A 13,719-nucleotide genomic window follows, 5' to 3' on the forward strand; every position below is an offset into this window, starting at 1 on the left:
TGCCCGCTCTCTCCCCTCAGCCCGTTCAGTCGGCGTCGACCTTCAGCGTACCGCGCCTGACCTGATCGCGCTCCATGCTTTCGAACAGGGCCTTGAAATTGCCTTCGCCAAAGCCGTCGTCGCCCTTGCGCTGGATGAACTCGAAGAACACGGGGCCGACATTCGCCTCGGCAAAAATCTGCAAAAGCAGGCGCGGCTGGCTGCCCTCGGTCGTGCCGTCGAGCAATATGCCGCGCATTTGCAGCGCGTCCACATCCTCGCCATGGCCGGGCAGGCGTTCGGCCAGCATCTCGTAATAGGTTTCGGGCGGCGCGGTCATAAAGGGCACACCGGTCTGTTTCAGCGAGTCCCATGCAGAGACCAGATCGTCGCAGATAAAGGCAATATGCTGAATGCCTTCGCCGTTGAACTGGCGCAGGAATTCCTCGATCTGGCCCTTTCCGCCTTCGCCTTCCTCGTTCAAGGGGATGCGGATCTTGCCATCTGGCGCGGTCAGCGCCTTGGACGTAAGGCCGGTATATTCACCCTTGATGTCGAAATAGCGGATCTCGCGGAAGTTGAAGAGCTTCTCGTAATAATCGGCCCAATAGGCCATGCGGCCGCCATAGACATTATGAGTAAGGTGATCGATCCGCAGGAAGCCTGCACCCTTCGGATGCCGCTCGACACCCGGCAGGAAATCGAAGTCGATGTCATAGATCGACAGGTCGCCACGCTCCGCGCCTTCATAACGGTCGACCAGATAGATAATGGCATTGCCGATCCCGCGAATGGCGGGCAGGCGCAGTTCCATCGGGCCGGTTTCCAGTTGCACCGGTTCGGCCGAACGGTCGAGCAGTTCTTCATAGGCGCGGCGCGCATCCTTTACGCGAAACGCCATGCCGCAGGCGCTGGGGCCATGTTCGCGGCTAAAGAACCAGGCGGGCGAGCCGGGTTCGTAATTGGTAATCAGATTGATGTCGCCCTGCCGCCAGAGCTGCACGTCTTTCGAGCGGTGATTGGCGACATGGGTAAAGCCCATGGCCGTGAACACCGGTTCCAGCACGCCCTTTTCGGGGGCGGAAAACTCGACGAATTCAAAGCCGTCAAGGCCGATGGGGTTTTCGAACAGATCGGTCATGATGTGGCATCCTCGGGTGAAATGGTGATGGGAACCTGCGTATCGCCATCCAGCAACTGCCCGGGGGCAAATGGCTCGCTATCGCGATAGGCGGTATAGATCGGACCGAAATCGAGATCGACGAGACCGGTCATCAGCTGTTGCAGATCGTCGATGACGAAATAGACGTCCTGAAAATCATCGATCCGATAGGCGGTGCGCATGATGCGTTCGGGGTTCATGCGCACGCGCAGCACATCGGGATCGGTCGTGGAAAACACCGTCTCGCCCGCAGAGGATACGATGCCCGCGCCATAGGCCCGTAATGCGCCATCCTCTTCGATCAGGCCGAATTCGACCGTGTACCAATAGATACGCGCCAGCATCGGCACCGCATCCATCGCCTGCGCCCGCGCACCGGCTGCGCCATAGGCGGCCATGAAATCCGCGAATGTCGGGTCGAGCAGCATCGGCACATGGCCGAAGAAGTCGTGGAACACGTCGGGCTCGACCAGATAGTCCAGCTCGTGCTCCTCGCGGATCCAGCGGGTGACGGGAAAGCGCCGGTTGGCGAGGTGATCGAAAAACACTTCGTCAGGGATAAAGCCCGGCACCGCCACGATGCGCCAGCCGGTCGCCTCGTCCAGTATGCGGCTGGCGCGTTCGAAATCGGGAATGCCATCGGCGCAATCCAGCCGTGCCAGCCCGTTGCGAAAGGCGCGGGCGGCGTGCTTTTCGGCCAGCTTTACCTGCTGCGCGTAAAGGCGGCGCCAGCGATCATGCTCGGCATCGGTATAGGCCGAATGGTCCTGCGGGACGGTATAACGGGCGTCCGCATGCGTATAGTCGCCGCGAAGCTCGCTCGAACTATTGGCTGAACCGGGTTTCTCCATAATTGAACAATACCACACGGTCGAAACGGTTTCCGTGCAAAGATTTGCCGCATCGGTGCCGGATTTGGTGGATTCAGCCAAGAAATCCGGTTAGATTGGTCGAATGGCACGACTTGACGCATATGATAAGCGGATCATCGCGGCGTTGCAGGATGATGCGCGCATGCCCATCGCTGCCGTGGCCGAACGCGCCGCGCTTTCGGCCACACCGGTCAGCCGGCGGGTAAAGCGGCTGGAAGATGACGGCGTAATCGCCGGCTATGCGCCGGTTCTCGATCCGCGGAAGTTGGGTTTCGAACTCGAAGCCTATGTGCTGATCAATCTGAAATCGCATTCGGACAAGACGATCGCCCGTTTCGAAACGATGATCCGCGAAAACCCCTATATCGTGTCGTGCCATGCGGTTACGGGCGACATGGATTACATATTGCGGGTGATCGCGCGCGACGTGGAACATCTGTCGCAGATTACGCTGAAAACGCTGGTCCGTATGGACGGGGTGCGCGACGTGAAATCGATCATCGCGCTGGAGGCGGTGAAGGAAAGCCGGGCGCCGCCGCTGGAATAGGCGGCGCCCGTTTCATCGTATCAGCGCGCCAGCATATTGCGCGCCTGGCTGGCGATCTGGGCCAGCATGGCAGGCGCGATGGGAGCGGTGGATTTTGCCCTGCCGATCATGCCGCGAAAGCGGGCGATCGCATTCTCGCGCTCTGCCGTCCATGCCTCGACCGCGGCGACCGGATCGGCCTTGGCCTTTTTGGATCGTGCCAGATCGCGCAGGAATTCCAGCCGCATCTGCTGAAAATCGCGGGACAATCCGGCGACCAGAAGCCGCTCCCACGGGTCCGACGGTGTCATCAGCGCGGCGGTCGATTGTGCCCAGTGCAGCCCCAGCAGATCGCCCAGCCGCGTGAAGGCCCCCGTCAACAGGCGCGGCTCGATCCCCGTGTCCGACGCAAGCTGCGCCAGCCCGACGGCCCCGTCGAGGTCGAACAGGCCCGCGACTTGCGCGGCTTCCTTGGCCGGCACGCCGCCATCGGCGAAACGGTCGAGCAGTTTTTGCGAATTGGCACGCGCTTCCTCGGCCAAAAGGTCGCGCGTGTCGGTTGCCAGCGTGGCGACACCCTTGGCCAGCCGGTCATAGGTTTCCGACGGCTTTACCTGTCCGCCGCTGGCCCGCAGCACATCGGCCATATGGCCGCGCACCGCATTGGCCAGATAGTCTAGCAGCAACAGGCGGGCGGGCTCCTCCATCTTGGCGCGTTCAAGCTGATCCCAGCAGGCATTCAGGTCGAACAGGCGCACAGCGACCGCAAAGGCAGCCGCGACCTGCGCCAGCGAGACGCCTTCCTCTTCGGCAAGCTCGTACGGATGGACGATGCCGAGACGGTTGACGAGCGCATTGGCAAGCTGTGTCGCGATAATCTCGCGCCGCAGCCGGTGGCCCGCGATCTGGGCCTTGAACTCGCCGCGCATCGGGGTGGGGAATGCTGCAAACAGCATGTCTTCCAGACCCTTGTCATCGGGGACGGAAGACGCCTCGATATCGGCTTGCAGCCGCAGCTTGGCCGAAGACAGCAATACGGCCAGTTCGGGGCGGGTCAGCCCCTTGCCCTCCGCCGCGCGGCGGGCCAGCGTTTCGCTGTCGGCCAGCCCCTCGGTCCGGCGGTCCAGATCGCCGGTTTCCTCCAGCATTTCCATCACACGCAAATGGCTGGCGGTGGCATGCGAAGCGCCGCGTTCCGCGACCGACAAGGCCAATGCCTGCAGGCGGTTGTCCTCCAGCACGATATCGGCGACCTCGTCGGTCATTTCGGCCAGCAGCACGTTTCGGCGCTCTTCGGACAGGCGGCCCGCGCGGCGCGCGGCGGCAAAGGCGATCTTGATATTCACCTCGTTATCCGAACAATCGACGCCCGCCGAATTGTCGATAAAGTCGGTGTTGATCCGACCGCCTCTCAGCCCGAACTCGATGCGCGCGGCCTGTGTGATGCCAAGGTTCGCGCCTTCACCGACGACTTTCACCCGAAGCTCGTCGGCACTGATGCGCAATGCATCATTGGTGGGATCGCCCACCTGCCCGTTCACCTCGTGGCTGGCCTTGATATAGGTGCCGATGCCGCCGAACCACAGCAGGTCGACGGGCGCGGCAAGGATCGCGGCGATCAGGCGGTCAGGCTCGATCTCGCTCTCGTCGATACCCAGCGCCTCTTGCGCCTGTGCCGACAGCGGGATGCGCTTCATCGTGCGCGGGAAAACCCCGCCGCCCTTGCTGATCAGCGCCTTGTCGTAATCGTCCCAGCTGGAATGCGACAGACCGAACAGCCGCTTCCGTTCCTTCCAACCCTTGGCGGCATCGGGATCGGGATCGATGAAAATATGCCGATGGTCGAATGCGGCGACAAGGCGGATCGCTTTGGACAGCAGCATGCCATTGCCGAATACGTCGCCCGACATATCGCCGCAGCCGACGACGCGCACCGGATCGGATTGCACGTCGACGCCCATTTCGCGGAAATGGCGTTGCACCGAAAGCCATGCGCCGCGGGCGGTGATGCCCATGGCTTTGTGGTCATAACCGTGCGACCCGCCGCTGGCGAACGCATCGTCGAGCCAGAAACCGCGATCCTCGGCAATCGCATTGGCAACGTCGGAAAAGCGCGCGGTGCCCTTGTCGGCGGCAACCACGAAATAGGGATCGTCGCCGTCGCGGCACAGCACACCAGCCGGATGCACGACCTTGTCCTTCACGATATTATCGGTGACCGACAGCAAGGTGCGGATAAAAACCTGATAGCTGGCCTGCCCCTCGGCGGCCCAGCCTGCGCGGTCGCGGGCGGGGTCGGGCAATTGCTTGGGATAGAATCCGCCCTTGGCGCCGGTCGGTACGATAACCGCGTTCTTCACTCGCTGTGCCTTCATCAGGCCAAGGATCTCGGTTCGGAAATCGTCACGCCGGTCGGACCAGCGCAAGCCGCCGCGCGCGACAGGGCCGGCGCGCAAGTGGATGCCCTCTACACGGCGCGAATAAACGAAAATTTCGCGCCATGGCACGGGCTTGGGCAGACCGGGGACCAGCGCGGAATCGATCTTGAACGCCAATGCTTCGGTCGCGGCGGGGGCAAAGGCATTGGTGCGCAGGATCGCATCGACCAGGCTTTGATACTGGCGCAGCAGGCGGTCGTCGTTGATCAGCTCGACCTTCAGCAATGCGGTGCGGATATCCTCGCGCGCGTCGGCAGCGGCTTTTTCGCGGTCGCCCTTGAATTCGGGCTGATGGCACGCGCGGAACAGGGCCAGCAGGTTGCGAGTGATCGCGGGATTGCGCGCCAGCGTCCCCACGGCAGAGGCAATGGTAAAGCCCAGCCCGCCCTGACGGAAATAGCGGTACATGGCGCGCAGCCAGTCAGTTTCGCTCGCGCTCAATCCGGCGGAAATGACCAGACGGTTGAACTGGTCGTTCTCTGCCGAATTATTCAGTACGGCGGCAATGGCCTGTTCGATGGCTTCGGCTCGGTTCAGCAATTCGCGCGCATCTTCGCCGCCGGGCAGGCCAAGGCCGAAATCGTGAATTGTGCCCAGATCGCCGCCGTCCAGCGGAGTCGGAATTTCGGACATCACGCGAAAGCCGAAATTCTCCAGCGCGGGCACTGCATCGGACAAAGGCAACTGGCCATGCTGCTGGTAGACTTTAAGACGCAGCGGTTCGTCATCGGTGGCCGCCTGATGCTCGGGGCAATAGAGCCGCACCGCGCGGGCGGGGGGCGCATCGGCGACGGCACCATCGTCAGCCGACGTGATATTATGCAGGCGGGCAATGTCGCGCGCGGCTTCGGTCGCGCCATAGAAACTGCGATAGCCGGCAGGGAAACTGTCGGCATAGCGCGCCGAAATGGCGGCGGCGCGCGATCCGTCCTCGATCTTCGACAGCTCGCCTTCGACTGCCTCGCTCCAGCCGCGCAGCATGATCTGCAATTGCGCGTCCAGCGCCGCTTCGTCGAACGCTCCGTCGATATTGCGGATGTCCAGCACAAAGCGGATCATGGCCAGATTGCCACCCTCGACCTGAAGGCTCCAGTCCAGCACCTCGGCGCCGATAGCGTCTTGCAACATGCCCAGAATGCGCAAACGCACTTCGGTCGACAGCATGTCGCGCGGCAGCCAGACAAAGGCGAACAGATGGCGGGCCAGCGGTGCCTCTACCAAGGTCAGGCGCGGGCGGGGACGGTCGGCAAGGCTGGTCATGGCCGTGGCGACGCGTTCGATATCGTGTTCGGAAAAGCCGATCAGCAGATCATGCGGCAATTCGGTCAGCGCATGGACCAGTGCCTTGCCCGTATGCGCGCCGCTGTCGAAACCCAGCTTTTCCATCATATGGGTCAATTGCTGACGCATGCGCGGCACGCGATCGGGCGGAGAGGCCAGGGCCGCGCTGGTCCAAATCCCGGCATGGACCGACAAAGCGGTGACCGTGCCATCCTCTATCACCGGTACGATGAACAGATCGACCGGCACGCGGCGGTGGACGCGCGATACGGCATTCGCCTTGACGATCAGCGGTGCATGGCCGCGATTGTCGCCGCCGGGTTCGTCGAACCATGCAAAGGCGCGGTCGAACGAGGCATCGGCAAGGATTTCGCGCGCGCTTTTGCGGCAGATGCCCAGCTTTTGGGTCATCGAACTGTCGCGCTTGCGCGTCACATGGCCCAGCTGCGTCAGCATATCGTCACCCAGCCAGCGCAGCAGCGCCGCGCCTTCGGGATCGGCGATGCGGCTGGCATCTTCCAGTATGGCGGCGCGCATCCTCGGCCAATCCTCGACCGAGGCGCGCACATCGTTCAACGTTGTGCGGATCGCGGATACCAGCTCTCGGCGGGCCTTGGCGTCGACACGCGCGGTTTCGATATAGATCATCGATTCGCGCACTTCGCCCGCGCCATTATCGGTCAGCAGTTCGATCAACCGGCCCTTGTCGTCGCGGCGCACGGGGACGACGGGGTGCAATAGGCGGTCCACCACCAGCCCTTGCGCGGCCAGTGTGGCGGCCAGCGAATCGACCAGAAAGGGCATGTCGTCATTGACGATGGCAAGGCGCATATAGCGATGCGGCTCGGTGGCGGTGGCCACATCGATCACCGCCCCGCCCGCTTCGCGCGTGGCTGCGGTCTGCAGCATGAAACCGGCGATTGCGTCCATCTCGGCATCGGCCAATGGCGCGTCGCCCGCCAGCAGAGAGGCGCGGATATGGCTGACCAGAGCGCGCCTTTGATCCCGATCGGCCTTTTTGCCGGTTTCTGCCTTGTTCCCGGTCACTGACGTGCTTCTGGCTTTTCCGGCCTTGGCTTCGCTTGCCATTACTTCCCTCTCTCAAAACACGATCCGACGCATCTATCGATACAGACCGGGCCGTTGTTCGTTCCCGCTTTCCTGCAGGTCCCGATCTCCTGCCGGTCCCGCTCTCCTGCAGCTCAGCGTGATGTGGTCCCGCCCGGTTTCAATTGCAACGATCTTTCGAGGCAGCGCCAAGAGTGCAGCATATTTGCCGCAGATCAAGTTGCGGGCAGAAATGCTGACAATAATGCAAGTAAACGATTCGCACTGCGGAAACCGGTTAAAAAGAGTGGTAAATGCAGTTTTTGGGGCACGATTCCGTGCCATCGCGGTACAGCGTGCGCCATTTTTGATTAGGTTAACGCATAAAGCACTGGAATAACACGTTTATTTTAAACGTCTAACGATCGATTTCATCAACATAACGAAATGACAGCCAGTGTTAGGTTTGTTAAGTTTTAAACCATTGAAAATACGCGATAAGATGCCTTGCGGGGATAAATATTGACGAAAATTAAGGGGCGGCGCAGGTTAATTGACATTCCAGAGGGATGCGTGGGGCGCGGCCTTTGAGGGATGGGATTGCGAGCGATCGCGGACCATCCGTGGCGTGCATTCCGGCTGGAGTGAGGGAGAACCGGAAATAGAAGCCGGCAACCTTCGGTATATGAACTGCGCTTGGATCCGAATTTGGACCTAGAGGGGTAATATCATGAAGACTTTCATCAAGAATTTCATCGCTGACGAATCGGGCGCTTCGGCTGCCGAATATGCTCTGATCATCGCCGTCGTCGGCGTTGGCATCGGTGCGGCTGCTCTGGTGCTGGGCACCAATGTTGAAACCGCAGTGGGTAATGCTGCGAACGATGTCTATAATTGCAACAAGTCGGATGCCGGTTCTAGCCTTGATGCTGGGTCTTACGATCCTGATGCGGACATCTGCTAATCCAGCTTAATGATTGAGCCCCGCACATCTTTAGTGATGGCGGGGCTTTTTTCTCTTCTCTCCCAATTCGGGACAGTAGGGACTCCTTCACTTTTTTCGGTTAACAGTGCGTGTTAGAGAGATGACAGATTAATTCGCGGCTAGGGGGGGCGCGAGGGGGATGATAGGACGTAACTGGATATTCCTGCTGGTCGCGATCGGCCTGGGCCTGATCGCCGTGGTGCTCGCCAATTCCTATTTCACGGGAATTGAGAATGAGCAGGAACGGCTGGCCAAGCAGGACGAAGTGGCCCGCATCGTGGTCGCCACGCAGCCGATGGAATTCGGCACTGCCATCACGACCGAAAACACGCGCATGCAGAATTTTCCGGCCAATTCGGTGCCGACCGGTGCCTTTTTCTCAATCGAGGAGCTGGCGCAGGGCGGACAGGTCGCGATCCGCCCCATCGTTCCGGGCGAACCGATCCTTGCCGACAAGCTGAGCGGCCGCGCGGTGCTTTCCGCCAATCTGCCCGACGGGATGCGCGCCATCTCGTTCCCGGTCAACGCCACCACGCAGGTTTCGGGCTTTGTGCGCCCGGCCGATATCGTGGACGTGCTGATGACCCGCGGCGAGGGCGAGGACCGCATCGTCGAGGTGATCATGGAGAGCGTTCAGGTTCTGGCCGTCGATCAGGTGGCCAGCGAGAATGCGACCGAACCCGGCGTCGGCGGCAATGTGACCGTCATGGTCGACCAATATGACGCGCAAAAGCTGACGCTTGCCCGCCAGCTGGGGCAGTTGAGCCTTGCCCTGCGCAATGTCGAAAATCAGGAGCCGGGACCCGGCGTCGCCGTTTCGGCGCGCGACATCGGCAGCGGCTATCGCGCGCCGGTTCGCGCAGCCTATGTCGATGCGCCTGCCGGACCTGCGCCGCGTGGTCCGGCTGCCGCCGCGGCACCGGCCCGTCCCGCAGGCCCCACCATGTCGGTGGTGCGCGGGACAGAGCAATCGAGCTATTCCATCGGCCAGCTTGGGGGGAGCTGATCTCATGCGCAAGAAAAGCATAATCGCCGCATTCGCGCTCGCCACAACGCTGCCTTTCGCAGCGCCGGCCATGGCGCAGGATTACGGGCTGCACGCCGGCGGGCTGGAAGTGCCCATCAATAAAAGCCAGGTCGTCACCAGCGACCGCGCCATCAGCCGCGCCATGGTCGGCAATGCCGAGATTGCGGATGTTCTGCCAATCTCGGACCGGTCGATCTATGTGCTGGGCAAGGCGCCGGGCACGACCAGCCTGACCCTGTATGACCGCAGCAATCAGGTTATCGCCGTGATGGATGTAACCGTCGGCCCCGACGTCGACGGCATCCGCAGCGAACTGGCCGCCCTGCTTCCCGGAGAGGATGTGACCGCGCGGCTTTCCGCAGGGTCGGTGATCCTGTCGGGTTTTGTCAGCGACGCAGGGGCCGCCAGCCGCGCTTCGCGTATTGCCGAGGCTTTCGCGGGCGACAAGGTGGTGAACCTGCTGTCGGTAGGCGGCAGCCAGCAAGTGATGCTGGAAGTGCGCTTTGCCGAAGTGAACCGGACCGTCGGCAGCCAGTTCGGCGTGCGCAGTTCGGGCATCAGCAATGACGGCGATTTCGGTTTCGCCATCGGCGGTGCTTCAGCGCCATCGAGTGCATTCGGTGTTATCGGCACTCTGTTCAATCTGGGCGACGTGAATATCGAGGCCTATCTCGATACGCTGGAAGGCAAGGGCATGGCCAAGACTCTGGCCGAGCCGACGCTGGTCGCGCTTTCGGGTGAGCCTGCCTCGTTCCTGGCGGGCGGCGAATTCCCGATCCCCGTCGCGGGCGGCGCAGGCGGCAATGCCGATGCGATCACCGTGACGTTCAAGACGTTCGGTGTCAGCCTTGCTTTCACCCCGACCGTGCTGGGCAATAATGTGATCAACCTGCTGGTGGAGCCGGAGGTGAGTTCGCTCGACCCGTCGGCATCGGTGACCGTGAACGACATTTCGGTCCCCGGTCTGCAGACGCGCCGCGCCAGCACCACGCTGGAACTGCGCGACGGCGAAAGCTTTGCGATCGCGGGCCTGTTGCGAGAGGATATGAGCACGACGGTATCGCAGATGCCGCTGCTGGGTTCGATCCCGATCCTTGGGTCGCTGTTCCGTTCGACCGAATATCAAAAGGGCCAGACGGAACTGCTGATCGTTGTGACGCCGCGCCTCGTCAAGCCGATCCGGCCCGGTTACGTGAACCTGCCGACCGATCGGGTCGAAGATCCCGATCCGCTCGACGTGCATCTGGTGGGTGACGATTACCAGCCCGTCCCGCTGGCGCCAGCCGCGCCCGCGGCGGCCGCCACCGTTCAGGAGGTTCCCGACTATGAATATTAAGCTTCTGATCCTTCCTGCGGCAGCGGCATTGACCGGCGGCTGTTCCTATTACGGTAGCCAGGAAGCGGGGCCGTTCGATCCGGCAGCATTCGGTGAAGCCAACCGGCAGGCCTATGCCGCGATGATCGTCAATCCCGATCCGGTCTATGAAGAGGATATGACATATTCTGCCGAGATCGCGAACGAGGCGGTCGAAGCCTATCGCGCGGGCGAGGTTGAAGAGCCCGAGGCGCAGACGGGCGGCAGCTTGCAAGGTTTGAGCGGCGGCACCTGATCCGCTGAGCATTTTAACAGGTGGCGAAAAGGATGCAGGGGAGTATTCGCAGATTCGCAAGCGATGAGAGCGGCGCGGTAGCCGGCATTTACGCTGTCGCGCTGATCGGGCTGATCGCTATTGGCGGCGTGGGTTTCGATTATGCGCGCATGGCGGGCATGGATTCCGAACTGCAAAACGCGGCGGATCAGGCGGCCCTTGCGGCGGCGACGCAGCTGGATGGTCAGAACGAAGCATGCTCAAGGGCCGATGAAGCTGCTATCGGCCTCCTGACCAATATCACTCTTTTGTCGAACGACGGATCCGGCAATCTGGTGACCGTTAATGCGGGTGAGGCGGCGGCGACTGGCAGCGATCAATGTGGCGACCGCACGTACATCGCTTTTTACAGCGCATATGATAATCCAGGATCCTTCACGGTTTCCGGGTCGGATGAAACCAGCAAGATAGTGAAGGTTACTGTCGATACACGCACGGCGCGTTACGCATTCACGCCCATAGTCGGCGCAATCTTCTCAACCATGTCTGCAAGGGCAGTAGCCAGTCTGGGCTCGTCCGTCTGCAACACGCCGCCCGTTATGATCTGCAATCCGGCGGAAAGCACCGATCCGAATTTTGACGGTCTTTACAAGGGAAAAGGTGTGCGTCTCGTTTCCGTCGGCGGCGGGGGAGGCGGCTGGGTGCCGGGTAACTTCGGATATTTAAGGACCGGCAACGGCAATGGCGCGAATGCCTTGCGGGCCGCATTGGGCTGGAACACGCCGCCCGGCGAATGCATCGAGACGACGGGGGTGGATACCAAGCCCGGGGCGAACACTTCGGTTACCGATGCGATCAATACGCGATTCGATATCTATGATCAGGGGCAGAATTGTCCAAGCGGCGGGGTATGTTCGCCGTCGGTAAACGCAGTGAAAGACCTGATCAAAAAGAATGGCACGACAGGAAACGCCTGTTCGCTGGGTTCGCAGGGTTGGGATCTAGCGCCCGAAGCGGATCAGTATCTGCCCGCGTCGGTTACTCCTTTGACGTCCGGATCGACCATGCCGAAGGTGATGGGGTATCCCCGCGACATTTGCCATGCGGTGGCAGATTCAACCGGCGGGCATTGCACTTCTCCGGTCGGGACCGGAACATGGGATCGCAATGCTTATTTCAAAGTGAATTATCCCAGCTGGGGCTGGGGCACGTGGCCAGCCAATACGGGGCTGCCTTCCAATGCATCCCGTTACGATGTGTATCGCTGGGAAATGGACAATGCCGGCAACTCCGTCGTTGGTGAAACGGTATTGGGTTCCCGTTACGTCACCGGTAACGGCAATAACGCCCGTTACAGCCACGGCGCGGCACAATGTGCAACGCCGGTGACGCCAGGTGGGCTTGTAGCCGACCGGCGCAAGATTACCGTGGCAGTCATCAATTGCGTGGCAGAAGGTGTGAACGGCAGTTCGACCAATGTGCCGGTGACCAAATGGATCGACGCCTTTCTTGTCGAGCCATCGGTCAATCGTCCGCGCACGCATCAGGGCGACGTTTATATAGAGATTGTTGATGTCACCAAGCTAGGGGGCGGTGGCGAAGTGGGACAGGCTGTTCGCAAGGACAAGCCTTATCTGATCGAATGATGCGCCGGATCCGAAATTTGCTGCGCGATCGTCGCGGCGTTGCCAGTGTCGAAATGGCGCTGATGACGCCAGTGGTCTTCGCGTTGATGTTCACCTGTTTCGAAGGGGGGTATTACCTCTGGACCGAACACAAGGTGATCAAGGGCGTGCGGCAGGGGGCCCGCTATGCGGCGCGGCTGCCGTTCACCAGCTATGATTGCGCGTCGACCGCGCCTACGGGAACGACCGATATCCCGCTCGACAATATCAAGAATGTCGTGCGTACCGGTCTGCCCAGCGGGCTGGCCTATCCCAAGGTGAAGGGTTGGACTAACGGCGATATCACCATTACCGTCAGCTGCGATTCCTCGACAACGACGGGCCTTTACAAGGACGTTACCGGCGGCGCGCCACGCGTGATGGTCAGCACGGTGGTCACCTATCCGGCAATTCTTGGTCTGCTGGGTTTTGATACCAGTAACGTAAAGGTTCGCGCGCAAGCGCAAGCAGCGGTGGCGGGCGTATGAACCGGCCTGTTTTACTGCGCCGCCTTTATGCGGACAAAAGCGCTGCCTCGGCAGTCGAATTTGCGCTGGTCGTGCCGGTGATGATCCTGTTCCTGCTGGGCATCATCGATGTCGGCCGCTTTATCTGGAACACCAATGAAGTCGAAAAAGCCGTGCAGATCGGCACGCGCTGGGCGGTGGCGACCGATATTATTCCCGGTGACGACAATGCAAATGGCTTAAAGAACTATAGTTACGCGATAAACGGCGGCGTTCCGCAAGGACAGGTTGTACCGAAATCGCCTGTTTCGGGCAGTTCCGCATTCCCGGGTGTGGTTTGCACCAGCACAAACGCGGGAGCAGTTACCTGTACCTGCAAAGCAAGTTGTCCGTTCACTACGGCAACAACAGGCGATTCTTTTGACACTCTGGTTGGAAGAATGAACCAGATTTATGCAGGAATCGCCCCCCAAAATGTTCAAGTGGATTATGACTGGTCCGGATTGGGATACTCTGGAGATCCTAATGGATCGGATGTTGATCCCCTTGTAACAGTAACGGTTAAGGATGTGGCTTTCCGACCAATCTTCCTTGCAGGAATTTTTAACTTCGGTCTGCCAGACCTCAGCTACACGCTGACCATGGAAGATGGCGAAGGTAGTTTTTCGAATTAAGGCTTTGG

The 13,719-nt window shown here is 60.8% G+C and carries 11 protein-coding genes; 8 read left to right on the forward strand and 3 right to left on the reverse strand.

All coding sequences use genetic code 11. The annotated features are described in order from the left end of the window. Positions 1-25: 25 nt before the first annotated feature. Together hppD and phhA are read right to left on the reverse strand one after the other, a co-directional pair. Positions 26-1,120 (reverse strand): 4-hydroxyphenylpyruvate dioxygenase, encoded by a 1,095-nt coding sequence (gene hppD, locus LOZ77_RS11770; protein WP_230279270.1) that lies wholly within the window; start codon positions 1,118-1,120, stop codon positions 26-28. Continuing rightward, on the reverse strand, positions 1,117-1,992 hold the full coding sequence (gene phhA / locus LOZ77_RS11775; protein WP_230279271.1) for a phenylalanine 4-monooxygenase: 876 nt from the start codon (positions 1,990-1,992) through the stop codon (positions 1,117-1,119). Before phhA ends, hppD begins: the two co-directional genes overlap by 4 nt. Positions 1,993-2,095: 103 nt before the next feature. Here phhA and LOZ77_RS11780 point away from each other — a divergent pair, with 103 nt between their 5' ends. Then, positions 2,096-2,560 (forward strand): Lrp/AsnC family transcriptional regulator, encoded by a 465-nt coding sequence (locus LOZ77_RS11780; protein ID WP_230279272.1) that lies wholly within the window; start codon positions 2,096-2,098, stop codon positions 2,558-2,560. A gap of 20 nt (positions 2,561-2,580) precedes the next feature. Here LOZ77_RS11780 and LOZ77_RS11785 read toward each other — a convergent pair whose 3' ends face one another. Then, positions 2,581-7,347, reverse strand: a complete 4,767-nt coding sequence (locus LOZ77_RS11785; protein ID WP_230279273.1) for an NAD-glutamate dehydrogenase domain-containing protein — start codon at positions 7,345-7,347, stop codon at positions 2,581-2,583. A gap of 688 nt (positions 7,348-8,035) precedes the next feature. Between LOZ77_RS11785 and LOZ77_RS11790 the strand changes: the two genes are divergently transcribed. From LOZ77_RS11790 to LOZ77_RS11820, 7 genes are all read left to right on the forward strand, one after another. Then, on the forward strand, positions 8,036-8,269 hold the full coding sequence (locus LOZ77_RS11790; protein ID WP_230279274.1) for a Flp family type IVb pilin: 234 nt from the start codon (positions 8,036-8,038) through the stop codon (positions 8,267-8,269). A gap of 160 nt (positions 8,270-8,429) precedes the next feature. Further along, entirely contained in the window at positions 8,430-9,296 is an 867-nt protein-coding gene (gene cpaB, locus LOZ77_RS11795) for a Flp pilus assembly protein CpaB (protein ID WP_230279275.1), read from the forward strand. 4 nt (positions 9,297-9,300) lie between these two features. Further along, positions 9,301-10,653 carry a type II and III secretion system protein family protein gene (locus LOZ77_RS11800; RefSeq protein ID WP_230279276.1) on the forward strand — a complete coding sequence of 451 codons (1,353 nt, stop codon included), beginning with the start codon at positions 9,301-9,303 and terminating at the stop codon, positions 10,651-10,653. Beyond that, positions 10,643-10,927, forward strand: a complete 285-nt coding sequence (locus LOZ77_RS11805; protein ID WP_230279277.1) for a hypothetical protein — start codon at positions 10,643-10,645, stop codon at positions 10,925-10,927. Before LOZ77_RS11800 ends, LOZ77_RS11805 begins: the two co-directional genes overlap by 11 nt. Before the next feature lie 20 nt (positions 10,928-10,947). Further along, the gene (locus LOZ77_RS11810; protein WP_230279278.1) at positions 10,948-12,552 is read left to right on the forward strand and encodes a pilus assembly protein TadG-related protein; all 1,605 of its coding nucleotides are present in this window, start codon (positions 10,948-10,950) and stop codon (positions 12,550-12,552) included. Next, a complete protein-coding gene (locus tag LOZ77_RS11815; protein WP_230279279.1) occupies positions 12,549-13,058 on the forward strand; it encodes a TadE/TadG family type IV pilus assembly protein in 510 nt (169 codons plus the stop codon). The genes LOZ77_RS11810 and LOZ77_RS11815 overlap by 4 nt, the downstream gene beginning before the upstream one ends. Continuing rightward, positions 13,055-13,711, forward strand: a complete 657-nt coding sequence (locus LOZ77_RS11820) for a TadE/TadG family type IV pilus assembly protein (RefSeq protein WP_230279280.1) — start codon at positions 13,055-13,057, stop codon at positions 13,709-13,711. The genes LOZ77_RS11815 and LOZ77_RS11820 overlap by 4 nt, the downstream gene beginning before the upstream one ends. The last annotated feature ends 8 nt before the right edge of the window (positions 13,712-13,719 follow it).

This window comes from Croceicoccus sp. Ery15 (assembly GCF_020985305.1).
GTDB lineage: Bacteria > Pseudomonadota > Alphaproteobacteria > Sphingomonadales > Sphingomonadaceae > Croceicoccus.

Coding starts and splice junctions, on each gene's coding strand:
- LOZ77_RS11820 (WP_230279280.1), top strand. CDS start 13,055: ATGAACCGGCCTGTTTTACTGCGCCGCCTTTATGCGGACAAAAGCGCT.
- LOZ77_RS11800 (WP_230279276.1), top strand. CDS start 9,301: ATGCGCAAGAAAAGCATAATCGCCGCATTCGCGCTCGCCACAACGCTG.
- LOZ77_RS11815 (WP_230279279.1), top strand. CDS start 12,549: ATGATGCGCCGGATCCGAAATTTGCTGCGCGATCGTCGCGGCGTTGCC.
- hppD (WP_230279270.1), bottom strand. CDS start 1,120: ATGACCGATCTGTTCGAAAACCCCATCGGCCTTGACGGCTTTGAATTC.
- phhA (WP_230279271.1), bottom strand. CDS start 1,992: ATGGAGAAACCCGGTTCAGCCAATAGTTCGAGCGAGCTTCGCGGCGAC.
- LOZ77_RS11785 (WP_230279273.1), bottom strand. CDS start 7,347: ATGGCAAGCGAAGCCAAGGCCGGAAAAGCCAGAAGCACGTCAGTGACC.
- LOZ77_RS11805 (WP_230279277.1), top strand. CDS start 10,643: ATGAATATTAAGCTTCTGATCCTTCCTGCGGCAGCGGCATTGACCGGC.
- cpaB (WP_230279275.1), top strand. CDS start 8,430: ATGATAGGACGTAACTGGATATTCCTGCTGGTCGCGATCGGCCTGGGC.
- LOZ77_RS11790 (WP_230279274.1), top strand. CDS start 8,036: ATGAAGACTTTCATCAAGAATTTCATCGCTGACGAATCGGGCGCTTCG.
- LOZ77_RS11780 (WP_230279272.1), top strand. CDS start 2,096: ATGGCACGACTTGACGCATATGATAAGCGGATCATCGCGGCGTTGCAG.